The sequence below is a fragment of the Nocardia sp. NPDC051832 genome, from assembly GCF_040681285.1.
Lineage (GTDB): Bacteria > Actinomycetota > Actinomycetes > Mycobacteriales > Mycobacteriaceae > Nocardia.
The window spans coordinates 462,561-486,913 of the sequence record NZ_JBFAYL010000003.1 but is presented as its reverse complement, the minus strand read 5'-3'; the positions used below and the strand labels follow the sequence as shown (position 1 = coordinate 486,913).

25 protein-coding genes are annotated in these 24,353 nt (G+C 68.4%); 10 read left to right on the top strand and 15 right to left on the bottom strand.

Features of this window, described 5'->3' with window-relative positions:
- Positions 1-48 precede the first annotated feature (48 nt).
- Positions 49-1,080 carry an alpha/beta hydrolase gene (locus AB0M14_RS20055; protein ID WP_364997065.1) on the top strand — a complete coding sequence of 344 codons (1,032 nt, stop codon included), beginning with the start codon at positions 49-51 and terminating at the stop codon, positions 1,078-1,080.
- Here AB0M14_RS20055 and AB0M14_RS20050 read toward each other — a convergent pair.
- From AB0M14_RS20050 to AB0M14_RS20025, 6 genes are all read right to left on the bottom strand, one after another.
- Positions 1,077-1,646 (bottom strand): vitamin K epoxide reductase family protein, encoded by a 570-nt coding sequence (locus tag AB0M14_RS20050; protein ID WP_364997063.1) that lies wholly within the window; start codon positions 1,644-1,646, stop codon positions 1,077-1,079. The two genes, AB0M14_RS20055 and AB0M14_RS20050, sit on opposite strands and share 4 nt — an antisense overlap.
- Positions 1,643-2,398, bottom strand: a complete 756-nt coding sequence (locus AB0M14_RS20045; protein ID WP_364997061.1) for a thioredoxin domain-containing protein — start codon at positions 2,396-2,398, stop codon at positions 1,643-1,645. Before AB0M14_RS20045 ends, AB0M14_RS20050 begins: the two co-directional genes overlap by 4 nt.
- Positions 2,399-2,549: 151 nt before the next feature.
- A complete protein-coding gene (locus AB0M14_RS20040; RefSeq protein ID WP_364997059.1) occupies positions 2,550-3,392 on the bottom strand; it encodes a polyphosphate kinase 2 family protein in 843 nt (280 codons plus the stop codon).
- Between the two features lie 21 nt (positions 3,393-3,413).
- Entirely contained in the window at positions 3,414-4,103 is a 690-nt protein-coding gene (locus AB0M14_RS20035) for an ESX secretion-associated protein EspG (protein ID WP_364997057.1), read from the bottom strand.
- Complete coding sequence (locus AB0M14_RS20030) at positions 4,100-4,729, bottom strand: hypothetical protein (RefSeq protein ID WP_364997055.1); 630 nt, start codon at positions 4,727-4,729, stop codon at positions 4,100-4,102. The genes AB0M14_RS20035 and AB0M14_RS20030 overlap by 4 nt, the downstream gene beginning before the upstream one ends.
- Before the next feature lie 19 nt (positions 4,730-4,748).
- Positions 4,749-5,138 (bottom strand): hypothetical protein, encoded by a 390-nt coding sequence (locus tag AB0M14_RS20025; protein WP_364997053.1) that lies wholly within the window; start codon positions 5,136-5,138, stop codon positions 4,749-4,751.
- 200 nt (positions 5,139-5,338) lie between these two features.
- Between AB0M14_RS20025 and AB0M14_RS20020 the strand changes: the two genes are divergently transcribed.
- From AB0M14_RS20020 to AB0M14_RS20010, 3 genes are all read left to right on the top strand, one after another.
- On the top strand, positions 5,339-6,082 hold the full coding sequence (locus AB0M14_RS20020; RefSeq protein WP_364997051.1) for a GntR family transcriptional regulator: 744 nt from the start codon (positions 5,339-5,341) through the stop codon (positions 6,080-6,082).
- A gap of 98 nt (positions 6,083-6,180) precedes the next feature.
- Positions 6,181-6,384 carry a hypothetical protein gene (locus AB0M14_RS20015; RefSeq protein WP_364997049.1) on the top strand — a complete coding sequence of 68 codons (204 nt, stop codon included), beginning with the start codon at positions 6,181-6,183 and terminating at the stop codon, positions 6,382-6,384.
- 101 nt (positions 6,385-6,485) lie between these two features.
- Positions 6,486-7,718 carry an AI-2E family transporter gene (locus AB0M14_RS20010; protein WP_364997047.1) on the top strand — a complete coding sequence of 411 codons (1,233 nt, stop codon included), beginning with the start codon at positions 6,486-6,488 and terminating at the stop codon, positions 7,716-7,718.
- Here AB0M14_RS20010 and AB0M14_RS20005 read toward each other — a convergent pair.
- Positions 7,693-9,003 carry a condensation domain-containing protein gene (locus AB0M14_RS20005; protein ID WP_364997045.1) on the bottom strand — a complete coding sequence of 437 codons (1,311 nt, stop codon included), beginning with the start codon at positions 9,001-9,003 and terminating at the stop codon, positions 7,693-7,695. The two genes, AB0M14_RS20010 and AB0M14_RS20005, sit on opposite strands and share 26 nt — an antisense overlap.
- A 97-nt stretch (positions 9,004-9,100) precedes the next feature.
- Between AB0M14_RS20005 and AB0M14_RS20000 the strand changes: the two genes are divergently transcribed.
- Positions 9,101-9,658: a TetR/AcrR family transcriptional regulator gene (locus AB0M14_RS20000; protein ID WP_364997043.1), complete on the top strand. Its 558-nt coding sequence runs from the start codon at positions 9,101-9,103 to the stop codon at positions 9,656-9,658.
- Positions 9,659-9,662: 4 nt separating this feature from the next.
- Here the strand turns inward: AB0M14_RS20000 and AB0M14_RS19995 are convergent, their stop codons facing one another.
- Positions 9,663-10,790 carry a lipase family protein gene (locus AB0M14_RS19995; protein WP_364997041.1) on the bottom strand — a complete coding sequence of 376 codons (1,128 nt, stop codon included), beginning with the start codon at positions 10,788-10,790 and terminating at the stop codon, positions 9,663-9,665.
- Between the two features lie 444 nt (positions 10,791-11,234).
- On the opposite strand from AB0M14_RS19995, the gene aceA reads away from it, so the two are divergent.
- The 3 genes from aceA (at position 11,235) to metE (ending at position 15,945) form a co-directional block, all read left to right on the top strand.
- Positions 11,235-12,524 carry an isocitrate lyase gene (aceA, locus tag AB0M14_RS19990; RefSeq protein ID WP_364997039.1) on the top strand — a complete coding sequence of 430 codons (1,290 nt, stop codon included), beginning with the start codon at positions 11,235-11,237 and terminating at the stop codon, positions 12,522-12,524.
- Positions 12,525-12,680: 156 nt separating this feature from the next.
- Positions 12,681-13,550: a 3-hydroxybutyryl-CoA dehydrogenase gene (locus AB0M14_RS19985; protein ID WP_364997037.1), complete on the top strand. Its 870-nt coding sequence runs from the start codon at positions 12,681-12,683 to the stop codon at positions 13,548-13,550.
- A gap of 88 nt (positions 13,551-13,638) precedes the next feature.
- Positions 13,639-15,945, top strand: a complete 2,307-nt coding sequence (gene metE / locus AB0M14_RS19980; RefSeq protein ID WP_364997035.1) for a 5-methyltetrahydropteroyltriglutamate--homocysteine S-methyltransferase — start codon at positions 13,639-13,641, stop codon at positions 15,943-15,945.
- Between the two features lie 61 nt (positions 15,946-16,006).
- Here the strand turns inward: metE and puuE are convergent, their stop codons facing one another.
- The 4 genes from puuE to AB0M14_RS19960 form a co-directional block, all read right to left on the bottom strand.
- Complete coding sequence (gene puuE / locus AB0M14_RS19975; RefSeq protein WP_364997033.1) at positions 16,007-16,921, bottom strand: allantoinase PuuE; 915 nt, start codon at positions 16,919-16,921, stop codon at positions 16,007-16,009.
- Positions 16,918-17,886, bottom strand: a complete 969-nt coding sequence (gene alc / locus AB0M14_RS19970; protein WP_364997031.1) for an allantoicase — start codon at positions 17,884-17,886, stop codon at positions 16,918-16,920. The genes puuE and alc overlap by 4 nt, the downstream gene beginning before the upstream one ends.
- A 21-nt stretch (positions 17,887-17,907) precedes the next feature.
- A complete protein-coding gene (locus AB0M14_RS19965) occupies positions 17,908-19,119 on the bottom strand; it encodes an aldolase/citrate lyase family protein (RefSeq protein ID WP_364997029.1) in 1,212 nt (403 codons plus the stop codon).
- 240 nt (positions 19,120-19,359) lie between these two features.
- A complete protein-coding gene (locus AB0M14_RS19960; RefSeq protein ID WP_364997027.1) occupies positions 19,360-20,436 on the bottom strand; it encodes an aldehyde reductase in 1,077 nt (358 codons plus the stop codon).
- Positions 20,437-20,535: 99 nt separating this feature from the next.
- Between AB0M14_RS19960 and AB0M14_RS19955 the strand changes: the two genes are divergently transcribed.
- Positions 20,536-21,153 (top strand): TetR/AcrR family transcriptional regulator, encoded by a 618-nt coding sequence (locus AB0M14_RS19955; RefSeq protein ID WP_364997025.1) that lies wholly within the window; start codon positions 20,536-20,538, stop codon positions 21,151-21,153.
- Positions 21,154-21,159: 6 nt separating this feature from the next.
- Here the strand turns inward: AB0M14_RS19955 and pucL are convergent, their stop codons facing one another.
- Genes pucL through uraD form a run of 3 tightly spaced genes read right to left on the bottom strand, consistent with a single transcriptional unit; the run spans position 21,160 to position 22,882 of the window.
- Positions 21,160-22,065 (bottom strand): factor-independent urate hydroxylase, encoded by a 906-nt coding sequence (gene pucL / locus AB0M14_RS19950; protein ID WP_364997023.1) that lies wholly within the window; start codon positions 22,063-22,065, stop codon positions 21,160-21,162.
- A 2-nt stretch (positions 22,066-22,067) separates the two neighbouring features.
- Positions 22,068-22,385, bottom strand: a complete 318-nt coding sequence (gene uraH, locus AB0M14_RS19945) for a hydroxyisourate hydrolase (RefSeq protein WP_364997021.1) — start codon at positions 22,383-22,385, stop codon at positions 22,068-22,070.
- Positions 22,382-22,882 carry a 2-oxo-4-hydroxy-4-carboxy-5-ureidoimidazoline decarboxylase gene (uraD, locus tag AB0M14_RS19940; RefSeq protein WP_364997019.1) on the bottom strand — a complete coding sequence of 167 codons (501 nt, stop codon included), beginning with the start codon at positions 22,880-22,882 and terminating at the stop codon, positions 22,382-22,384. Before uraD ends, uraH begins: the two co-directional genes overlap by 4 nt.
- 406 nt (positions 22,883-23,288) lie before the next feature.
- On the opposite strand from uraD, the gene AB0M14_RS19935 reads away from it, so the two are divergent.
- Complete coding sequence (locus AB0M14_RS19935; RefSeq protein WP_364997017.1) at positions 23,289-24,338, top strand: XdhC family protein; 1,050 nt, start codon at positions 23,289-23,291, stop codon at positions 24,336-24,338.
- Positions 24,339-24,353: the final 15 nt, after the last annotated feature.

Sequence of the window (24,353 nt, the reverse complement as noted above, 5' to 3'; positions counted from 1 at the left end):
GCACCCCTTCGCGTTACTGTGTCGATCAGTAACACAAAGGAGTGTCCGATGCGTGCCTTGCTGACGACGGTGTGGACAGGCCTATCCAGCGCCCTGTTCGACACCCATCGTGCGAACCTGCGTTCCCGTACCTACGCGACCGCGGCGTTCAATCCGCCGACCGTTTCCCACCAGGTCATTCCGGTGACCACCCGAGACGGCGCGCAGCTGCGCGTGCACTCCTACGGCCCGGAGGACGCACCGGCCATCGTGCTGGTGCACGGCTGGACCTGCGCCATCGAATACTGGAACGCCCAGATCAACGCCTTCGCCGGCGAGTACCGCGTCATCGCCTACGACCAGCGCGGCCACGGCGCCAGCCAGTTCGGCTCGAGCAAGCTCAGCATGGACCTGCTCGCGGACGACCTCGCCGACGTGCTCGAGGCGACCCTGGCCGCCGATCAGCGCGCCGTCCTGGTCGGCCACAGCCTGGGCGGGATGACCCTGCAAGCCTGGGCGGGCCGCTACCCCGAACAGGTACCGGCGCGGGCGAATTCGGTCCTGCTCACCAATACCGCCGCCGCGCACCTGATCTTCGAGACCACCGTGGTGCCGCTGTTCAACCGGCCGGCCCGGCTGCTGAAACTCAAGGTCCCGCTGCCGTTCCTGATGGGCCGCTTCGGCCTCGGATTCCCCATCGTCTTCCCCCCGATCGCCCCGGTGAAGTGGCTCTTCGCCCGGCAGATCATGAGCACCGCCGCCGAAGGCGATCTGCTCGACTTCAGCCTGAACATCGTCCGCTCCTGCCCGGCGCTGGTCCGGGCCCGGTTCGGTTTCCTGCTCGCGGAGATGGATCTCGGCGAGTCGGCGCGGAACCTGGTGGTGCCCACCACGATCCTGGCCGGCTCCTTCGACGACATGACGCCCGTGGCGCACGCCGAGCAGATCGCCGAGATGCTCCGGCAGACCGGCAGTTTCGTGCGGATGGCGGTGTTGCCGACCGGCCATCTCGGCAACACCGAAGCGCACGAACAGTTCAACGAGGAGCTGGCCCGGGTGCTCGACGCCGCCTACCACCGCCGCACGGCGGCTACTGGCTAAACCAAAGTCAGCCAGTAGTCCTGGAACTGCAGGAAGACCAGCAGCAGGACCACCGCGTAGAAGATCGCCACCACGGTCCAGCGCCATTCGGCGGCCACGCCCAGCGGGCCGCGCGCGCCGCCCCACAGGATCTGGGTGATCGCCGCCAGCAACGGCGTGATGATCGCCCACACCACCATGCAGTACGGGCACAGCGCGTTGATGCGGTACAGGCTCTGGAAGATCAGCCAGCAGATGAAGCCGGTGCCGAGCAGCGTGCCCACCCACAGTCCGCCCCAGGCCCAGCGCGGGATCCGGACCCCGGAGACCGCGAGCACGCCGAGGGTGACGACCACCGAGAAGCCGACCACCCCGATCAGCGGGTTGGGTACGTCGAAGAAGACCGACGCCTGCGGGCGCCCCATCACGGTCCCGCAGGACAGGATCGGGTTGATGCTGCAGGACGGCTGGTAGTCCGGGTTGGTGTAGAGCCTGATCCGTTCGACGGTCAGGGTCACCGAGGCCAGCCAGCCGACCAGTCCGCCCAGCAGGACCAGCCACGCGGACCGGGGTGGCGCGTCGATCACTGCCCTGCTGCTCCCGCGATCGCCTGTTCCAGCTGCGTCGGCTGGATCTGCTTGCCGTTGACGAACACCGTCGGCGTCGACTGGATGCCCTCGCTGAAGGCCTGATCGGTCATCCGCTTGATGTACTTGCTGTACTTCTGATCGTTGACGCAGCTCGCGATCTCATCGCCGTAGCCGGCCTGCTTGCTGATCGCGATGATCTTGTCGTTGCTCAGGCCGCCGGCGCCCTCCAGCGGCTGCTGGGCGAACATCGCGCCCAGCCAGGCCTGGTACTTCGACGGATCGGTCTCGGCGACGCAGTAGGAGGCATTGGCCGCGCGGGTGGAGTACTGGGTGCCCGACGCCTTGTCCAGGAACGAGATGATGTTGTACTCGACGGCGATCTTGCCGTCGGCGACGTTCTTCTCCAGCACGTCCTTGTACTGGGCCTCGAAGCTCTGGCAGGCCGGGCACTGCAGGTCGGCGACGACGCGCACGGTGGTCTTCGCGTCCGGCTTGCCGATGCGGATCGAACCGTTGTCGGTGATCGAGCCGGTGATGCCGTTCGCGGCCGGGGCCGTGGCGATGGCCGGGGTCGGCCCGGGATCGTCTTTTTCCTTCTTCTTCAGCGCGATCCCGATCCCGATGGCCGCGATCAGGCCGATGATGACGGCGGCCACGCCGAGCTGGATCGCGAGATTGCGGTTCCGGTCGGCCCGCTGCACCTTCGCCAGCGGATTCGGATTCTTTCGCCCACCCGGTTTCTTGCTCACCGTGCGTTCACCACGCCTTTCGCTCGCCTTGCCGGTTTCAGCTCTGCCGACCCGATGGTAGTTGCGGGAAACTTCCGGGCACGGTCGGGCACGGCCCACATCCTCCTGGGTGAACCTGAGAGTTTCCGAAAAATGCCGGTGGTGAGACCGATCACGCTTTCTCGAGGCGGCGCAACTGCTCGGCGACATCGAAATCCGCCGGGGGCCACTCCAGTTTCAGCTTCTGCAGCGCGTCGATGAGCAGTTCGGTGACCGCGAGCCGGGCGAACCATTTCTTGTCGGTGGGCAGCACATACCAGGGTGCGCAGTCGGTGCTGGTGCGGTCCAGCATGGCCTGATATGCCTCGTGATAGGCGGGCCAGTACGCGCGTTCGTCGATATCGGAGGGGTTGAACTTCCAGTATTTGTCCGGTCGTTCCAGCCGTTCGCGCAGGCGCCGCTTCTGTTCGTCGAGCGAGACGAACATCGCGACCTTCACCAGCGTGGTGCCCTGTTCCACCAATTCCCGCTCGAAGGCGTTGATCTCGTCGTAGCGCGGTTCCCACTCCGAGGGCGGGACCAGATTGTGCACCCGGACGACGAGCACGTCCTCGTAGTGCGAACGGTCGAAGACACCGAGCTGGCCGGCCCGCGGCAGGGCGTTGCGGATGCGCCAGAGGTAGTGGTGCTGCTGCTCCTCGGGCGTCGGCACGCCGAAGGCGGCGTGGTCGACACCCTGCGGGTCGACCGAGCCGATGACGTGCCGGACGATGCCGCCCTTGCCCGCGGTGTCCATGCCCTGCAACACCAGCAGCACGCTGCGGTGATCGCCGGAACGGCCGTTGGCGTAGAGGCGCTCCTGCAGACCCGAGAGCACCGTGGCGCGCTCGGCCAGCAGTTGCTGGCCGGACTTCTTGTCACCGCTGAACCCGGGCGTACCGGAGGTGTCGAGATCTTCCAGGCGCAAGCCGTCGGCCTGCAGAGCCTCGGTCACGGGCTGAGTCCACTTCGGCATCTCTCAAGAGAACCACGGCGGTCAGCGGATTTGGGCGAGGCGCAACAACTGGGCGGCGAAGTCCGCGTCCGAAACCGGGGTGAGGATCAGGTCGTGCGACGTGGTGAGCAGGTAGCGGCCGTCACCGCTGATATCGAGCCAGGTGCGGTGCCGGGTCGGCGGGGACATCGGGTTGTCGGGTTCCACGGTGACCGTGAGGAAGCCGCGGCCGTCGGTGGGCTGGCGCAGCATCTTGCGGAACCGGTTGGCGCCGCGATGCCCGTTGGTGTTCGCCTCGCCCTGGTTGAGCACCGCGTCCTGGGCTTCGCGTAGCGCGCCCTGGCGGCCCGGCCGGTTCGGGCCGATGATCTGGACCAGGCGCTCGCCGAGGTTGCGGGCGTGGCACATCTGCACCGTCATCTTCTCGGGCGTGCCGACCAGGATGGCGGCGTGGTGGTGCACGGCCGCCGCGAAGACCAGCACCCGATCGGCGCCGCGATCGCCGGAAAGGGTCAGGGTGGTGGCGTCGTTGCGGGCGCAGAGCATGAGCGCGGCGGCCAGATCCGGATCGGCCTGGCGGGCGAAGCGCTGCGGCAAACGCAGTGCGGCGTACTCGGTTTCGGTGCGTACCAGCGAGGCGGGCATCAGGTTGACCGGATAGGGCCGCCGGTCCAGATTCGTTTCGTTCGCCCAGACGTAGGTGAATTCGTCCGGGGTGAGTACCCATCTCACCGTGTGCCGCTCCCGCCTGCGAAGCGGGGAACACTGTCGCCGGTGGCGGGCATGGTGGGGTTGTAGAGGTAGGTCATGACGTCCTGGGCCTCGGCCTGCGCGGCGGCGGCGGACAGGTCGTGCTCCATCCGTCTTCGGCCGCCGTGCACGGCCTCGGCCACCGGATCGTCCAGCGGCAGATACCGCGGCGGCGGCGCGATCGCCCCCCGAATTGTCTGGGCGGCTTCGCCGTTCAGCTCCAGCAGCCGGCGGATGGTGTCGCAGACCTCCTGCGCGCCCAGGCCCAGGGCGACGAACTCCTGGGTGGCGCGCAGCGCCTGGTCGGCCGAACGCCCGGTCCAGTCCGCGAATTCGCGGCCGGCGACCGCGGCGAAACCCTCGAACGCGGCGCCGAGGGCGTCGGCGTTGACCTGCCACGCCGCGGCGGCCCGGCCGAGCGCCGCGGGGTCCAGCGCTTCGTGCACACGGTCCCAGATCTCCTGGTGGGAGTATCCGCCGAAGCGCTCACGCTCCGGTACGTAGCCGGGATCGATTCCAGCTCCGGCGGTTTCAGCGTCGGCGGCGAGCGCCCGCTGCCGGACCCGGATTTCGTCGGCGGCCGCCGCGGCCATGGCATCCAGCACCATCACCCCCGCGCGCGGCCCGTCATCGCGGATCCAGGTAGTCGGAGATCAGTTGCAGCGCGGCCTTGTTCGCCGCGTCGGCCTCGGCCAGCCGATGGCCTGCCGCCAGGTACGCGGCCTTGAACAGCAGCGCCGTCTCCTGGAACGCGGTGACGGTGTCGAGGAATTCACGCCCCTTGGCGCCGAAGCCCTTGGTCAGCGCCTGCCCGGAGGGCAGTTGCGGGAAACCCGCCACACCCGTGACGAGATCGCCGGTGGCCGTGGCCTTTCGCAGATCCTCGATGAGTTTGTCGCACGCGGCCGCCAGGTTCTGCGCTACCTCCGGCGCCAGCTCGAAGCGGTCGCCACCGGATCCGGTTGCCGCCGCATACAATTCACGGGCCCTGTGCTGTCCGATATCCGGTACCGCCATCTGGGTCGCAACCCCTTCTGCTCGGTCCACCAACGCGCCTGCACCCCAAGGTCAGACAGAATCCAGACTCTACCGGCCGGTAAATCCGTCGCTCCCCACTTGCCGGTGCCGTACCCCTGTGATGTAGCGCACCCTGGGCTGCCGGCAGATTGCTACACTGGCCGGTGGTCTATGGAGGTCTCGCCAGCGGAAGGCGTTCGGTGCCGGAAATCGAAGAAGTGCTCCCGAAGTACCTGCAGATCTCGGGCTACATCCGCGACCAGATCATGAGCGGCGAACTCTCGCCCGGCGCGGAGGTGCCCTCGGAACGGGAACTGGCCGCGGCCTGGAAGGTCGCCAGACCGACCGCGTCCAAGGCGCTGAACACACTGCGGCAGCAGGGATTGGTGATCTCCCAGCGCGGCGCGGGCACCTTCGTCGCCGACAGCCGGATAGCGCCGCAGGCCCGTGAGCGCTACGAACGGGCACGGCGCTACGGCACCATGTACACCGAGCAGGAGTCGGTGACGATCCTGTCCGCAGAGCTGCTGGACGGACCCGATCACGTCACCTCCGCGCTGCGAATCCCCAAGGGCAGCAGTGTGATCGCGCGGCGCCGTCTGGTCACCAACGAATCCGGGCTGAGCGAGCTGGCCACCTCCTGGTTCCCCGGCGCGCTCGCCGAGACCGCCCCCGGCCTGCTGAGCCGCGAGCGCCTGTCCGGCGGCACCGCCCAGTACGTCGAATCGGCGACCGGCCGCAAGGTCACCTACGCCCGCGATCAGGTCAGCGCCCGGCTGGCCACCGAGACCGAGCGCACCCATCTCGGGCTGCCGAATCCCGCTGCGGTGCTGGCCTATCGGCTCACCGTGCACGCGCTGGACGCGACCGTGCTGCAGTTCGACGAGGCCGTGTACCCGCAGGAGTGGTGGGCTTTCCAGCAGGAGTATTCGATCGGCTCGTAGCCCGTTGCGCGCCCGGCGAATTGCCATTGACAGCCACCCGCTATGACTGGCATAGTCCACGGCGTCAGATTGGCATAGTCCAGAGGGTGGGAGGCGTGATGTTCGAGCATTTGTCCATCGGAACCTGGGTCATCGTCGGAGAGAACTGCTCGGTGCGCCGGGCACAGGTCGGCCGCGACGACTACCTGACGTATGTATTCGAAAGCGGCGGTTCGGAATTCGAATTCGCCCTGGCTCCGGCCATCCTGCGCAAGATGGTCGACCTCGGCGACTCGCCGCCGGACGCGGTGATCCTGGCCTGAGCCGGGCGCAGCCGCTCGGCCCGCGGTCCCGCCCGGGCGAGCGGCTGTGACTCGCGACGAGCCTGCGGGCTAACCGCCTCCCCCGTGGGTACGTTGACGATGTGCCTGGGGAAGACGACATCACGCCACCCACCGAACCCGCCGAGAACCTGCTGCCCGAGACGACGACCAACGCGGTGGTCACCGCCGAGATGACAGCCGGCCCGCCACCCTGGCTGCTGCGCGCGTTCCTGCTCGCCGCCGCCACCGTCGCCGGGCTGATCGCCGGATTCTGGGTGCTGCAACGACTTCAGGGCCTGCTCACCGTGCTGATGGTGTCGCTGTTCCTGGCCTTCGCGATCGAGCCCGCGGTGAACTGGCTGGCCGCCCGCGGCGTGCGGCGCGGCCCGGCCACCGGCGTGGTGTTCCTCGGGTTGCTGCTCATCGTGGTCGGCTTCGTGTGGACCCTGGGCGCGCTGCTCGTCGACCAGGTCACCACCCTGGTGGAGAACGCGCCGCAGTACGCCGATGAAGCAGTCGACTGGTTCAACAACACTTTTCACCAGGACATCTCCGGCACCGACATCCAGAAGTACGCCACCCAGTGGAGCGACAAACTCCAGGGCCTGCTCACCGGTCTCGCCGGAAATGCCTGGGGCATAGGCACGGCCGCGGTCGGAGTGCTCTTCCAGGCCCTCGGCGTGCTGCTGTTCACCTACTACTTCGCCGCCGACGGTCCCCGCTTCCGCAACGCCGTCTGCTCCCTGCTGCCGCCGCGCAAGCAGCGACATGTGCTGCGCGCCTGGGACATCGCCGTGGACAAGACCGGCGGCTACATCTACTCCCGCGGCCTGCTCGCGCTGTGCTCGACCCTCGCGCACTACGTCGCGCTGCGCGTGCTGGACGTGCCGTCCGCCTTCGCCCTCGCGCTCTGGGTGGGCGTGCTCTCCCAGTTCATCCCCACCGTCGGCACCTACCTGGCCGGCGCGCTGCCGGTGATCGTCGCCCTGGTGAACAGCCCAACCACCGCACTGTGGATCCTCGGCTTCATCCTGCTCTACCAGCAGTTCGAAAACTATGTGCTGCAACCGCGTATCACCGCGACCACCCTGGACATGCACCCCGCCGTCGCCTTCGGCGCGGTGCTGGCGGGTGCGGCGATATTGGGACCGACCGGCGCACTGCTCGCCATCCCCGTCACGGCTACGGTTCAGGCGTTCGCGGGCGCCTATATCCGGCGCTACGAAGTCAAGACCGACATCGACGACATCCCGCCGGAACCGCCGAAGAAGAAGCCGCGCAAGTGGACCCGCCAAATGACGATTCGATTCATCGGGCGCCCGTCGCCGGAGTGACCGAGCAGGCGCGCCGCACCGTCTCGGTGAGCGTATGGCTGATCCGCGCCATTTGCGGCCTGCTGTACAGCGCGGTGTCGTACTCGACCTGGATAGTCAGGCGGTCCCCGACGGTGAACACGGTGAGCTTGGGCGGCATCCCCGGCCCCATCGCGTAGACGTCGTCCCGGACGAAGACGAGTTCCCGGGGCAGCGTATGCGCCGGCAGCCGGCCGATATTGGAGATCGCCAGCGTCGGCGGCGCGGACAGCAACGCGGCGGTGAACTCGTCGTCGACCCGCTGAGCTGCCAGCAGGAAGACCGCCGCCTCCCGATGTTCCGTCGCCACCAGCATCCCCGCGGCGACCGCCCGCCCGACCTCGAGCGGATCCGCGTCCGGCGCCACCTCGACCGGCGTACCCACCCCGGAGGCGTAGTTGACGACGGTTCCCGCCGGCACCGCCGGCCGGAATTCCGGCCGCAGGTCGACCGCGTGCCCGCAGAACATCGGCAGCGCACCCGCCGCGGGCGCGAGTTGTGCCCGGAACGCGATCAGCGCCGCGCCGGTCAGCACGCTGTTGACCGACAACCCGGCCGCGCGGCTCACCGCGACCAGCGCGGCGGTTTCGCCGGGATCCAACGCGATGCGCCGCATCGCGAAACGCCCGAGCGGGTCGTTGCCGGCGCCGTCCCCGTCCCGGAACAGCGTGCGCGGCGCGGCTTCCGGCCCCATCGTGGCCGCACCGGCGCGAATCCGATCCAGCCAGCCCGTCACCTCGGCGTCGGTCACGATCGTGGCCAGCCGGCCGTCGACTGCCTCCGGCAGTTCCGTCGAATCCGGTTGCGGCAGCGCGGAACCGGAATGCAGCGCGGTATAGCGCTCCCACAGTTCGGCCAGTAGCGCGAAAGCCGATCTGCCGTCACTGATTCCGTGATGCAGGACCAGCACCACCTGCTGCCGCGCACCCTCGCGCAGCAGGTGCGCCGCGAACAGGCCGTCCCGCCAATCCTGTTCCGCGTTGACCAGTTTCGAGTACTCGGCGGCGCCGCCCTCGGAGATCTCGAGCTGGGGCCGGAAGTCGTCGTCACGGACGAACCGCGCCGGGCCGTCGGTACGCACCCGGCTCCGGAGCAGCGGATGCGCTGCCGCCAGTTCGTCGAGTGCCCGCCGCAGCAGCTGAGGGTCCACGATGCCCCGCACCGTGGATCCGATGAACAGGGGCATGCCGCCGGTCGGGACGCTGCCGAGCGTGCCGACGCCGAAATAGCGGGATTCGAAGGGGGAAACGAGTCGCTGTGCCGTCATAAGCCCGACCATACACACGTTTCAAACGCTTGTCAGAAACGCTTGTTTGAAACACCCGTCACGAACAACCGTATGTCCGCCTGTTATCGTGCCCAGGGTGGGAACCCGAGAAGACCTGCTCGCCGCAGCCAAACAGTGCCTGGCCGACCGCGGCTACGCCCGCACCACCGTGCGCGACATCGTCGCCGCCTCCGGCACCAACCTGGCGGCCATCAACTACCACTTCGGCACCCGCGACAAGCTGCTCACGCAGGCGATGATGGAGTCCAGCGCGACCGCGGTGCAGCAGATCCTCGACTCGCTGCCCACCGGCGATCCCGCCGACCCCACCGCGCGCCTGAACACCTTCCTGACCCGGCTGACCACATCGTTCACCGAGCAGCCGGCGCTCTGGTCGGCCAATGTCGAAAGCTTCCCCCAGGCCCTGCACGACCCCGAGCTGCGCGCCGAACTCGGCGCCGCACAGGAGCGCGCCCGCCGCGAACTCTCCCAGTTGTTCGGCCCCGCGAGCGACGACAACGCCGTCGGCGCCGTCCTGCAGACCCTGATCGGCGGCCTGCTGATCCAATGGCTGGTCGACCCCGAGCACGCCCCGGGCCCGGACGCCATCGGCACGGGGCTGCGCGCGCTCGCGGGTCAACTCCCGCCGGAGTGAGCGCTCAGCCAAGGAGGCCGCGCACGAACGGAATCGAGTCGACGAGCGACGCGTTCACCGCGCCGCTGTGGTCCTCGTTGTAGGTGCGCAGCGTGACCGGCTGGCCGTTGGCCTGCAACTTCTCGGCGAAGAGCAAGGTGGCCGGCGTGATCACGTCGGTGTCCCGCAGCCCCTGACCGAGGAACAGCGGCTTGTCGTAGCCGGTTTCGGGCAGGCCCATGGTGCGGGTGAGGACACCGAGCAGGTCCGGGATCTGCAGCAGCGGGCGGGCGAAGAGATTGCCGAGGACGACGCCCGCGGCGCTGAGCTCGTTGCCGAACGGCTCGATGCAGGAGGTCGAGGCCCGGGCCAGCCACTGCTTGCCGGAATCGGTCAGGTAGGACTCGATATCCAGTTCCGGGTAGCTGGCGCGCAGGCCGTTGAGGATGTAGAGCACGTACGCGGTGCTGTGCGCGCCCAGCTTGACCGGCGGTACGCCCGGTCCGAGCGGCAGCAGGACGTCCTCGATATAGGCGGGTACGCCGGTGGCCACCGCGCCGCGGTAGTCGAGCTCGGAGCCGCCGAACTCGCTCGCATAGCGCGCGACGTACACCGCCGCGCCGCCGCCCTGCGACTGGCCGACGGTCACCCATTTCTTCGACAGCGAGCTGTACTGCCTGGTCGCGGCCTTGACCGCGTCCACGACGTTGTGCGCCTCCACGGTCCCGTTCAGGTACGGATGCTCACCCTCCGTGCCGAGGCCGGCGTAATCGGCGGCCACGATCGCGTAGCCCTGCCGCAGCCAGGTCCCCAGATAGGCCCAGTCCCGTTCCACCGCGGAAGGTCCGGCGACGCTGTAGGCGCAGTCGTCGCCGAGCCCGACCGTGCCATGCGCCCAAGCGATCACCGGCCAGCCGCCGGCGGGCGCCGGGCCCGGCGGGAAATAAACCGCGGCGCTCGCGGTGGTCTCCGCGGCGCCCGCGGTGGTGGTCCGGTAGAGCAGGCGCGCGGCGTCCACCGAGCCGGGCAGGGTCGCCGCCGGGGCCAGCGCCGTCACCGATTCCACACTGCCCAGGATCGGGTCGGCACCGGCTGTGGGCAGCGATAATAGGGAGGCGGCCGCGACGAGGGCGGCGGCGCACAGTTTCCGCAAAGGTGGCTCCTTCGATCGAATCGAGGCGCTACTGGACGCCTGCCCGAGATGATTCCGGCTCAGTGTGCCCGATTGCCGAACCGGAGTCGACGCATCGGGTGGCGCGTCCCACACCGCGGGCACCCGCCCGAACCTGTGAATCGACTCACAAGCCCGCACAACCACTCGGCGCGGCCTCCGATCCGCGCGAGATCTCAAACAGTACGAGCGTTACGGTAAAACCGCACGTCAGCGCTACCGGCGGGTAAGTTGGATGCTTGCAATTAGCCCGCAAATTTCACAAAGTTAGCAAACACTGCCTGAAACCTAGCTGAGATTCACATTAGCAACAGGTAGACGGCTATTTCCTGATGTGCCATCGTGTGGAAGTACACCCCATGGGCCTAGCAAGCCTGCAAATTGCTGCTCCAGCAGTTCGAGAACCCAGAGGAAGTGGAGTCAGAGATGTCGACCACCGGCACCCCGAAGACCGCTGCGGAAATCCAGCAGGATTGGGACACCAATCCCCGTTGGAAGGGCATCACCCGTAGCTACACCGCCGAGCAGGTTGTGAAGCTGCAGGGCACCGTCGTCGAGGAGCACACCCTCGCGCGTCGCGGCTCGGAGATCCTGTGGGATCTCGTCAACAACGAGGACTACATCAACTCCCTCGGCGCCCTCACCGGCAACCAGGCCGTGCAGCAGGTGCGCGCCGGCCTGAAGGCCATCTACCTGTCCGGTTGGCAGGTCGCCGGTGACGCGAACCTGTCCGGCCACACCTACCCGGACCAGTCGCTGTACCCGGCCAACTCGGTGCCGCAGGTCGTGCGCCGCATCAACAACGCGCTGCTGCGCGCCGACGAGATCGCCAAGGTCGAGGGCGACACCTCGGTCGAGAACTGGCTGGCCCCGATCGTCGCCGACGGCGAAGCCGGTTTCGGTGGCGCGCTGAACGTCTACGAGCTGCAGAAGGCCATGATCGCGGCCGGCGTCGCCGGTTCGCACTGGGAAGACCAGCTCGCCTCGGAGAAGAAGTGCGGCCACCTCGGTGGCAAGGTGCTGATCCCGACCCAGCAGCACATCCGCACCCTGACCTCGGCTCGCCTGGCCGCCGACGTCGCCGGCGTGCCGACCGTCGTCATCGCCCGCACCGATGCCGAGGCCGCCACCCTGATCACCTCCGATGTCGACGAGCGCGACCGGGAGTTCCTGGACGGCACCCGCACCGCCGAGGGCTTCTTCGGTGTGAAGAACGGCATCGAGCCCTGCATCGCGCGTGCCAAGGCCTACGCCCCGTACTCCGACCTCATCTGGATGGAGACCGGCGTGCCGGACCTCGAGGTCGCGCGCAAGTTCGCCGAGGCCGTCCGTGGCGAGTTCCCGGACCAGCTGCTGGCCTACAACTGCTCGCCGTCCTTCAACTGGAAGGCGCACCTGGACGACGCGACCATCGCGAAGTTCCAGCGTGAGCTCGGCGCGATGGGCTTCAAGTTCCAGTTCATCACCCTGGCCGGCTTCCACTCGCTGAACTACGGCATGTTCGACCTGGCGCACGGCTACGCCCGCGAGGGCATGACCGCGTTCGTCGACCTGCAGGAGCGCGAGTTCAAGGCCGCCGCCGAGCGTGGCTTCACCGCCGTCAAGCACCAGCGTGAGGTCGGCGCCGGCTACTTCGACTCGATCGCCACCACGGTTGACCCCAACACCAGCACCGCTGCGCTGAAGGGCTCCACCGAAGAGGGCCAGTTCCACTGAGTCCCCACGGTTCTCAGGCACCTGAGAACTGAAAATCCCCAGTAGGGGTGTACCGCCCTCCCCGCTGAACAGCCCTCGGCGGGGAGGGCGTCCCTATATTTTGATCCAGACCACAAGTCAGCCCACAGCCAGACCAGACCCAGCAGGAGCGGGACCGTGAGCGAGAAGATTCAGCGCGTCGGCATTATCGGCGCCGGACAGATGGGTGCCGGAATCGCGGAGGTGTGCGCCCGGGCGCATGTCGACGTGCTCGTCTACGAACAGACCCGGGAGCTCGCGGCCGCCGGCCGCGCTCGCATCCTGCGGTCGCTGGACCGCGGCGTGAGCAGCGGCAAGATCACCGAGCGGGAGCGGGAGCAGGCCGCCTGGCGACTGCGCTTCACCTCCGATCTCAGCGACTTCGCCGACCGCCAGCTGGTCGTCGAGGCCGTGCTGGAGAGCGAAGAGGTCAAGACCTCGATCTTCGCCGAGCTCGACAAGGTCGTCACCGACCCGAACGCGGTGCTGGCCTCCAACACCTCCTCCATCCCGATCATGAAGATCGCCGTCGCCACCGCCAACCCCGAGCGCGTGGTCGGCATGCACTTCTTCAACCCGGTGCCGGTGCTGCCGCTGGTCGAGCTGGTCACCACGCTGAAGACCAGCGAGTCGGTGTCCCAGCGCGCCGAGCAGTTCGCCGCCGAGGTCCTCGGCAAGCAGTGCGTGCGCTCCGCCGACCGTTCCGGCTTCGTGGTCAACGCGCTGCTGGTGCCGTACCTGCTGTCCGCGATCCGCATGGTGGAGTCCGGTTTCGCGACCAAGGAAGACGTCGACAAGGCCATGGTGCTGGGCTGCGCCCACCCGATGGGCCCGCTGGCGCTGACTGACCTCGTCGGTCTGGACACGGTCAAGTCGATCGCCGATTCGATGTACCAGGAATTCAAGGAGCCGCTGTACTCCGCGCCGCCGCTGCTGATGCGTATGGTCGAAGCCGGGCTGCTCGGCAAAAAGACCGGCGCCGGCTTCTACCAGTACAACCGCGCCTGATACTGAACTTCGGCAACCCAAGCGCAACATGTGCGGCGTCCATTCGTAGTAGTGGGCGCCGCACAGGCATCGAAAGGGATTAGCGCTCATGGTGAACGTGACCGACGGCTACGGATCCAGCATTCTCGGCTACCCGAGGATCGGATCGCACCGAGAACTCAAGCGGGCACTCGAGGCCTATTGGCGCGGTGCGATCCCGCGCGAGGAACTCCTCGAAGTCGGCCGTGAAATCCAGGAGAGCCAGTTCAGTGAGCTGGCCGCCACCGGCCTGACCCAGGTGCCCGGCAACACCTTCTCCTTCTACGACCACATCCTGGACAACGCGCTCATGTTCGGCGCGGTGCCCGAGCGCTTCCGCGCCTACCAGGACGTGATGGATCCGCTGGACTTCTACTTCCTGATGGCGCGCGGCCGGCCCGATCTGCCGCCGCTGGAACTGGTCCGGTACATCAACACCAACTACCACTACCGCCAGCCCGAGCTGGACCCCGACACCGCGTTCTCGCTGCACGCCGAGGCGCTGCTGGACGAGTTCGACCGGGCCAAGGCCAAGGGCATCGAGCTGCGCCCGGTCATGCTGGGCCCGGTGTCGCTGCTGCTGCTGTCCAAGGCGGGCCATGTGCCCGGTGCGGCGGAGTTCGACACGCTGAGCCTGCTGGACAAGCTGCTGCCGGTGTACGAGGAGCTCTTCGAGATCCTCGCCAAGCGCGGCGCCACCTGCGTGCAGCTGGACGAGCCGTCGTTCACCAGTGACCGCGGCGCCGCCGAGCTGGCCGCGTTCGAGCGGGCCTACGAGCGACTATCCAAGGCCCCGCTGCGCCCGCGCATCCTGGTCACCGGACAGTACGGCGATTTCGGTGAGGCGCTGCGGATTCTGGCGCGGACTCACGTCGAGGCGATCGGCCTGGACCTGTCCAGCTACCGGATCCAGCCCGAAGAGCTGGCCGCGATCCCCGGCATCCGGCGCAAGCGCCTGTACGCGGGCGTGATCAGCGGCAAGAACGTGTGGCGGGCCGACCGCTACGTGACACTGGAATACCTGAACGCGCTGGCGCAGGTGTGTCCGGATCTGGTGGTCTCCACCGGCAGCACGCTGCTGCACGTGCCCTACGACCTGCTCGTCGAGTACGACATCGAGGGCAATGTCGCCGACCGGCTGGCGTTCGCGAAACAAAAAGTGGGCGAGGTGGTTTCGCTCGCCAAGGCGCTCACCGAGGGCCCGTCGGACAAGTGGCGCAAGCGGCCCACCGAGGTGCACTTCAAGCAGAAGCACGCGGTGCGGCAACGGGTTTACGCGGTCACGCCGGCGATGCGCGAGCGCGAACCGTACGAGGTGCGGCGGGAAGCGCAGCAGGCCAAGCTGAATCTGCCGCCGGTGCCCGCGACCACACTGGGTTCGTTCCCGCAGACCAACCGGATCCGCCAGGCCCGTTACGAATTGGGCGAGGGCCGGCTGTCCTACGAGGAGTACCGCAAGCGGATCGAGGCCGAGATCGAGGCCACCATCCGGTTGCAGGAGGACATCGGTCTCGACGTGCTGGTGCACGGCGAGCACGAGCGCAACGACATGATCCAGTACTTCGCCGAGCTGCTCGACGGCTTCGCGACCACCCACTTCGGCTGGGTGCAGGTGTACGGATCCCGGTGTGTGCGACCGCCGATCATCTACGGCGACGTCTCCCGGCCCGCGGCGATGTCGGTGGACTGGATCACCTACGCGCAGTCGCTGACCGACAAGCCGGTCAAGGGCATGGTGACCGGTCCGGTCACCATGGTGGCGCGCTCGTTCGTGCGCCAGGATCAGCCGCTGTACGAGACCGCCGACCAGGTGGCGCTGGCCATCCGCGACGAAGTGGTGGATCTGGAGCGCGCCGGCATCGCGATCATCCAGGTCGACGAGCCCGCGATCCGCGAGTTGCTGCCGCTGCGCCCGGAAGGCCGGGCGGAGTTCCTGCGCTGGGCGGTCGGCGCCTTCCGGCTGGCGACCTCGGGCGTCAAGCCGGAGACCCAGATCCACACGCACATCTCCTATTCCGGCCGCTCCGAAGTGGTGGAGGCGATCGAGGAACTGGACTGCGACGTCACCGCGATCGTCGCGACCCGCTCCATCGAATGGGTGCTCAACGCGCTCACCGAGGACTGCGCGTCGGGCCACGGCCTGAGCCACGGCGTCGGCCCGGGCGTGTACGAAAGCCGTTCGGCGCGTATCCCGGACATCGACGAGCTGGACGAGCTGCTCACCGCGGCCGCGAAAGCCGTGACGCCGGAACGGCTCTGGGCCAACCCGGACGGCGGCCTGAAGACCCGCCACTACTGGCAGCTGGAGCCGTCGCTGCGGAACATGGTCGCGGCCGCGCGGCGGGTGCGCCGCCGGGCCCTCGAAGCCGAGAAGTAGGCCCAGAACGACGAAGGCCGCCTTTCCCGATAAAGGGAAGGCGGCCTTCGTCGTTCGCGGATCAGGCGGGATGCGTCGCGCGCCAGTGGTTGGCGATGTCGATGCGGCGGGTGATCCAGACTTTGTCGTGCGACTGGATGTGGTCGAGGAAGCGCTCCAGCGAGGCCAGGCGGGCCGGTCGGCCGACGATGCGGCAGTGCAGGCCGACCGAGAGCATCTTCGGACTGCCCTCGGAACCCTCGCGATAGAGCACGTCGAACGCGTCCCGGAGGTGCGCGAAAAACTGCTCGCCCGTGGGGAATCCGGCCGGGGAGGCGAACCGCATGTCGTTGGTGTCGAGGGTGTACGGGACCACCAGGTGATCCTGATCGTGCACCTTGACCCAGTACGGCAGGTCGTCGGCGTAGGAGTCCGAGTCGTAGACGAAACCGCCGTGCTCGACGACCAGCTCGCGGGTGCGCGGCGAATCGCGGCCCGTGTACCAGCCCAGCGGGGCCGAGCCGGTCAGCTCGGTCAGAATGCGCACGGCCTCGGCCAGCTGCGCGCGTTCGGTCTCCACATCGGTGAGCTGGTAGGACTTCCAGCGCAGGCCGTGGCTGGCGATTTCGTGGCCGAGCTCCCGGAAAGCCGCCACCGCCTCGGGGTTTCGCTGCATGGCCTGGGCCACCGCGAAGATGGTGAGGGGCAGGCCGCGCCGTTCGAACAGGCGCAGGATGCGCCACAGTCCGGCCCGGGAGCCGTACTCATAGAGCGATTCCATGCTCATGTGCCGGTTCGGGAAGGCCACGGCCGGAGTCATTTCCGAGAGGAAGGTCTCGGAGTGCTCGTCGCCGTCGAGGACGTTGTTCTCGCCGCCCTCCTCGTAGTTCAGGACGAACTGGACCGCGATGCGGGCGCCGCCGGGCCACCGCGGGTCGGGCGGATGCTGGCCGTAGCCGATGAAATCGCGGTCGGGGCCGTACAAATGGTCGCTCATGCGCCCAGCTCCCCGTACAGCCGCAGGCGGGCGAGGCCGCCGTCCGGGTAGACGTCCAAGCGGACCTCTTCGACCGAAGCCGCCATCGGCGTGATCGCGAAACGGTGCCGGGTGTCGGGCTGTAACTCCGTGCGCGGCAACAGCTCCACCTCGGTGCCGTCGGTGGTGGTGCCGGTCAGCTTCGCCGCGCCGGGGCTGTTGCCGAGGAAGTAGGAGGTGTCGATCTCGGCGAGCCGGATCAGGCCGGGGCCCGCCAAACGGATGCGCACCCAGTCGTTTCCGTCGTCCCGGCGGCGGGCAGTCTCCCAGCCGTCGCCCATTTCCCGGGCCAGGCCGGGATAGAGCATCTGGTTCGGTTCGCTGTAGAAGCGGTTCGAGCAGTCCAGCACCAGGGCGCCGTTTTCCAGCGCGGCCAGGTCGAGCGGGCCCAAGCCGAACAGTTTCCGATCGGGCCGGCCTTCGCCGTGCACGCGCAGCCGGGCCACGCCGCCGTCCGGGTGCATGGTGAGTTTGACGTGGGTCCACCGGGTTTCGCTGTCCACCCGCAGCGGATTGCGGCTGTCCCCCGCCACCGGGGCGCGATCGATCAGCGTGACCCAATCCGTGCGCCGCGCGATTTCCTCGGCCGCCGGGTAGCCGTCGATCTCCAAGGCGGACAGCGAGATCGCGGGCGGATAGTTGCCCTTGAACCAGGCCGTGTCCACGACGACGCCGCGGATCACACCGGGGACGCCGAGCCGGACGATGGCGCTGTCGTCGCCCGGTTTGCCGCGGTGCCTGCGGGTTTCCCAGCCGTCGTAGACCTGCCCCTTGTGCCCGAAGGTCGATGGGCGATAGCCGGCGGGGCCCGGGTTGATCAAATTCTCCTTCTCGGCGAAGAATTCGTCATCGGCCCAGATCACCGAGCCGCCGAGCGGCCGGACCGCGAGATCCGGCAGGAGGGTGAAGTCGGATAGTTCGCTCATCGTGCCTTCCGGGTCGTGCTTTCAGGACAGGGGCGTGCGGGCGACCAGCGCCCGCAACGTCTCCGGCGTCAACTGCGCGGGCAGTTCGCCGGCCGTGCGCGCGCCGCAGCTGAGGCCGCGCAGGACGGTGGCGGCCAGGGCTTCCGCCGTCGCCGGTTCGTCCATGACGCCGCCGGAGCGGCGATCCAGGTAGGCCTCCAGGCGCGGCACGGCCACGTCGATAGCTTTGCGGAAGAAGTCGTAGGTCGCCAGCCAGCGGGTCACCAGGTGCGCCGGGTGCATGTCCCAGCCCTGGTAGTAGCCGCGGGTCAGGGCCCGGCCGACCAGCCGGTGGTGGTTACGGAGGGCGAACTCCGGATCGCCGTCCGGCACGATCTGGGTGGAACCGTCGCAGATCCACACGCCGGTCTGCGCCGCCGCCACCTGCATCACCGACTTGGCGAAATCCGCGGCCGGGTGGTCGAGGGCCTGATCGGTGGCCGCGACGCCGCATGCGGCGGTGTAGTCGTAGGTGCCGAAATGCAGTGCGCTGCACCGCTGCCCGGAGGCGGCGATCATCGTGGCGATGGGGGCGGTGCCGTCGGCGGCGATGATCGCCTGCGGGCTCTCGATCTGCAGTTCGAAGCGCAGCGTGCCCTCGGCCAGGCCGGAGCCCCGCTCGATGCCCTCGCACATGGCGGCCAGCGCGGCGGCCTGCCCGGCGGAGCGGATCTTCGGCACGGTGAACACGAAGCCCTCGGGCACCCCGCCCATGCCGTCCAGCACCAGTTCGAGCGTGCGCAGGGCGCGGCGGCGCTCATTGCCCGCCAGACCCTTCATCCGGATACCGAAGCTGTGGGGAGCGCCATTGTTGGCCCAGGCACCCAGCACGGCCCCCGCGTTGGCCGCTGCCGCGTCCTCCTCGGCGTCGCTGCGGAAGCCGTAACCGTCCTCGAAGTCGATCCGCATGTCCTGGATCGGTTCCTGCTCCAGGCGGGTCCGCACGGCGGCCAGGGAGCCGGTGGCGTCGAGTTCGGACAGCAGCGTCTGCTGGCTGTCGAGCAACTCGACAGCTGCCGCACCCCATTCCTTCGGCGTCTCGACCGTCGCCCGATCAGCACCGACGTAGGCGGTGTGAATCGGCTGGTCACGACCGTCCGGGCCGGGGTAATGGGCTTGCAGTTCGGCGTCGACGGAATCCAGCATCGACTCGATCCTGGCCCGGACATTCTCCGGCAACCGCGTGGACGTCACCCTTGCTCTCCTTCTCGCATGGCGCGCCGGATCCGGTCCGCCGAAAGCGGCGACCGGCCCGGCCGTACCCCACAAGCATTCCGGATGGTCTTCACGGGATCGGGAGCGACCCATCCCCCGGCCCGGTTCCGGCCGAACCACCCGCCGGACCTGTGCACAGGTGTCCACAATCTGGGAACTCAGCACTGCGGCAAGATGCCGTCACCCGCACCGGCGTGGCCATCAACATCTCCGTGTCTCCTACGCGCTCGTCGACCGGGCCGGGACCGGTGCCGCAGCGCGGCGCGGGCCGGGGACGACGCCGTGCTGGATCAAGCTTTCCGCGGTGTCGAGGAGCGAGCCGCGGACCGGGCGCATGGTCCAGCCCAGCTCGCGCCGCGCCTTCTCCGAGCTGAGCCGTTCCTCGATGCCGAGGGTGGGCACGGTCAGGCGGATGGTCTTGTCGAAGAGCGCGATCGCGCGCACCAGCAAGTCCGGCAGGACCCGGGTCGGGACGCGGTAGCCGCGCGGGCCGAATTCGGCGGCGAGCGTACGGCCGAAGTCGCGCATCCAGACATGCTCGCCCGCGGCCACATAGCGCTGGCCCGCGGCCGCGGGCGTCTCCAGGGCCAGGCGGTGCAGGACCGCGAGGTCGCGCACGTCCACTGTCGCCCAGCCGACTCGCGGCGACCCGGGGACACCGCCGGACAGCAGCAGGCGGACCGGTTCGTGCGAGGTGCTGGTGGCCGTGGCGGACTGCACCGGGCCGAGGATCATGCCCGGATTGACCGCGACGAGTTCGAAGCGCGCAGCCGCGGGGAGGGCTGCGACGAAATCCCAGGCCGCGCGCTCGGCGAGGGTCTTGCTCTTCTGATACGCGGCGCTCTTCTCCACCACCGACCAGTCGGCCTCGGTGCGGACCACATCGTGGACGTCGTGGCCGTGCGTGATGGCCGCGATCGAGGAGGTGAGGACCACCCGGCGCACGCTGCCGCTCGCGGCCGCCGCGCGCAGCACCCGCAAGGTGCCCTCGACGGCCGTAGTGATCAGTTCGTTCTCGTTGTCCGGCGGTGCGGCGGGAAAGGGCGACGCGACATGGAAGACCGCCGCGCAGCCGGAAACAGCCGCTTCCCAGCCGGTTTCCCGATCCAGATCGGCCGCGGCGAATTCCAGGTCGCCGCCGAGACGCGCGGCGGCCTCGGCCAGGTGCGCCCGCTTGCCCGTCGCGGACAGGTCGCGCACCGTCGCACGGACCGCGTAGCCGTGCTCCAGTAGTTCGGTGATGACCTGTCCGGCGACGAATCCTGTTGCGCCGGTAACTAATACGCGTGTGATCATGATGTCCGTCCAGTCTGACGCTCACCATCTGAGCGCCGCTCAGATCATTTAAGCACCGTTTAGATTGAGCGTCCAGAGCACGTCGCCTAGGCTCGGACGGTGACGCGGACCAGCTACCACCACGGCGCCCTGCGCGACGCGCTGATAGAAGCCTGCCTGCGCCTGATCGAGACCGAAGGCATCGCGGCGGTGAGCCTGCGCCGGGTGGCCCGCGAGGCAGGCGTCAGCACCGGCGCGCCCTACCACCACTTCGCGGATCGGGCTGCCCTGCTGGCGACGTTGTCCGCCAATGGATTTCAACGGCTCGGCGCCGAACTCGCCGCCGCGCGGGCGGCGGCGGACAGCCCGTTGACGGCGCTGACCGCCCTGGCCGAAACCTACGTGCGCTTCGCCCGCGAGCAGCCCGCGTACTTCCGGCTGATGTTCCGGCCGGAGCTGTCCCAGCCCGAGAAACATCCCGATGCCATGGTCGCGGGCGAGGCCGCCTTCGACGTGCTGGGCGCGGCGGTCGGCGACTGCGTCACGGCCGGGCTGATTCCGGCACAGCGGGCCGACACCGTGTCCGTCGCCTGGTGGGGCATCGCGCACGGCCTGGCCTCGCTGTGGCTGGACGGTCAGCTGGAGAAGCGGGCCGGCCTGATGCACACGAGCGCACCGGAGCTGGTGCAGAACATCATTCAGGCCTGCACCGGACTACTGCGCGGCTCCGCGCAATAACACCGGTCAAGCCACCCAGGCCGGTCCCGGGTCAGGCGCGTCGGCGCGGGCGACCGTGGCGTGGATGAGGCCGTAGGGCCGATCCGCGGCGTGGTAGACCTCGCCCCTGTTCTCGATGCCGAAACGGCTCAGGTCGTAGTCGAAGTGGTGCTTGTTGGGTGCGGCGAGACGGACCTCGGCGAGGACCGGGTAAGCCTCCAGCGCGGCCTTGCCCATCTCGAAGAGGGTCTGCTGCAAAGCTTTCGAGTGCTGGGTGGCGAAGACCTCGACCATGCGCTGCCGGATGCCGGCGTAGGCGGCGTCCCAGTCGACGCCCTCGGTGGTCGCGAAACGCCATTGGGCGACCAGCGAAGTCGCCAGCATGCGGTCGAAGGTGGGCTCCAGCACGGTGAACTCGTCGACCAGGAAGTCGGCGAATTCGGACCCCGTGGTCTTCAGGATCACGAGGTCCTTGACGCCGCCGATCACCCAGGCGCGCTGCCGGTCACCCTTGCCCGCCACCGTGACCGTCGCGGTGCGCACCTCCGGGCCCAGCCGGGTCCAGGTGTGGTCGTGCGGCACGCCGCCGACCGAGACTCGCTGCCACCCATACTCTTCGATCTCGATGCGGGCGCTGTGCACCGGCTCGGTCCGGTCCACCAGGCGCCGGGCCGAGGCCAGCCCGTAGTCCTCGATCGGTTGCAGCCCCTCGAGTTTCGCGTACGCGTAGGCGGTCTGCTTCTGGGTGTCGGTCGGGAGCACCTTCGACTGGTCGCCCGCGGTGTAGGCCGCCGCGAAATCGCCGCGCAGCACCGTGGAGACGTTCACGTCGCGGATCTCGTGGCGCGAGCCGTCCCGGTAGACCCGGACGATCCGGTTCTCGGCCTTGCCGTATCGGTTGTCGGACAGCACGATCGGGCCGGACAGTTCCATGGTCAGCTCCCTCGATAGGTGGAGAAGGCGAACGGCGACAGCAGCAGCGGCACGTGATAGTGCCGCTCCTCGGCCACGACGAAGGCGATGGTGACCTCCGGGAAGAAGGCCTCCGCCCGCTGTCCGGCGAAGTAGGCCCCGGTGTCGAACACCAGCCGGTAGGTCCCCGGCGGCAGGTCCGAACCCAGCTTGCCGATGCGCCCGTCGGAGTCGGTGGTCGCCGAGTCGAGCTGATCCGCGCCGGCGTGCAGCGCGACGCCGATGCCGACGGCCGGAACTCCGCGCACAGCGTCCAGCACATGGGTGCTCAACGTACTCATGCGGCGCCGCCCAGCAAACGCGCCAACCGGATCCGGTTGATCTTCACCAGTTCTGTTCGCATGACCTGCCTTTCGGTCGCCGGATCGTTTCCGAGCCGGGTGGTCAGAAGGTCGAGCAATTCCGCGCCGGATTTACCGGTCGCGCACACCAGATAAATGTGGCCGAATTTCTCCTCATAGGCCCGGTTGCCCTCGGCCAGCGCCACACGCACCGTATCCGCCGCATCCGCGACTCCGGCTTGTTCGCGCGCCGACGCCGCGGTATCGGGTTGCGCGCCGATTCGCGGGTGCCCCGCGAGCGCCAGATCGATCTCCGATTCCGGCAATGCCGCCAGCGCCGCGTCGGCGGTCGCGAACAATTCCGCGGCACTGCCGTAGGGCCGGGCGGCGACGATCACGCGCGCCCATTCCGGTGCGGAGCAACAGGCAAGCAATGCCTGCGTCGCCGCCGCCTCGGGCAGCGCGTTCAACCCAGCGAGACCGCTCTCGTCCGTCATCGGTCCAGCATCGATTACGACTCGGCAGTCCGCTAGCCGACAGGCGCGAGATCACATCGGCTGTGTGTCGAAATATTTCGTTAAGGTCGGTTCTCCGTAACCCCCCGGAAATGGCTGCCGGACTACCGTGTGCGCATGGCCGCATCCCACTCTCCGGAACGCGCTCGCCCGCGCGCCCCGAGCCGGGCACTCGTTCAAACTGTGTCTCACAACACGTCTGAGCGTCTCGTTGTGGCCGTGCACAATCACTGGACCTCGATATCCGCCGAATGCGCGGGAGTTTCCGGGGCGGGCACCTATTCGGTCGCTCGAGCAGATATGGTGTGCGTCACGTGCGACGATTTGGCGACGGGAATCGATCGTGATTTCCCGGCAGCGGACGCATGGGTGGATCGGAGCTAGAACAGTGCGCGACATCGTCGATGACCTATTGCGGGTGTGGCATTCCGGCCGGACCGGGGGCTTGGCCACCATCGTTCGGACCGTCGGATCCGGGCCGCTGACCGTCGGAACCGCCTTGCTGGTGGATGCCAACGGCGCCGTGTACGGCTCGATGCTCGGCGGCACCGTCGAGCACACCGTGCACCAGGCCGCCGTCGAGGCCGCCCGGACCGGCGCCCGGGGCATGCACCGCTTCGGCGTGCCCGCGAGCGAGACCGGCTCCAGCACCGGCGGCATGGTCGATGTCTTCGTGGAACCCTTCTCGCGCCGCGACTTTCCCGAGTTCCCGACCATCGCGGCCGAAATCGCCGCGCACCGGCGGGTCACGCTGTTCACCGTGGTGTGGAACCCGGACCCCGACCTGATCGGCCAGCACCTGATCACCGACAAGCGGCACAACACCGAACTGGTGGCGTTACCGGATTCGGATCTGTTCGTGGTCTCCTTCGCGCCGCCGTCCCGGCTGATCATCTTCGGCGCCAACGCGACCGCCGCCGCGCTCACCACGCAGGCCCGACTACTCGGGTACCGGGTGACCATCTGCGATTCCCGCGAGACCTACGCGACCCCCGAGGCTTTCCCGGGCGCCGAGGTCGTGGTGGATTGGCCGCACCGGTACTTGAACACCCTCTCCGCGGCGGGCGAAATCGATTCCAGCACCGCCATAGTCGTCCTCTCCGGCGACCCGAAGTTCGAAATCCCCTTGCTGACAGTCGCTTTGCGCCTGCCCGAGCTGGGCTATCTCGCAGCCGCCGGAACCTACGCCGCACACACCCGCCGCATGGAAGACCTCCGCGCGGGCGGTTTCGACGAGCAGACCCTCGCCACCATGCATTCCCCCGCCGGGCTGGACCTGGGCGCCCGCACCGCCGGGGAAACCGCGCTCTCCATCGCCGCCGAACTGCTGGCCGCCCGCTCCGGCCGCACCGGCCAGAGCCGATCACCGCGCACCGCGCCGGCCACCGACCACCGCGCCTACGACACCGCGGAACAGGCGTTCATCACTGCCTTGTGAATCGGGAAGCCGTGC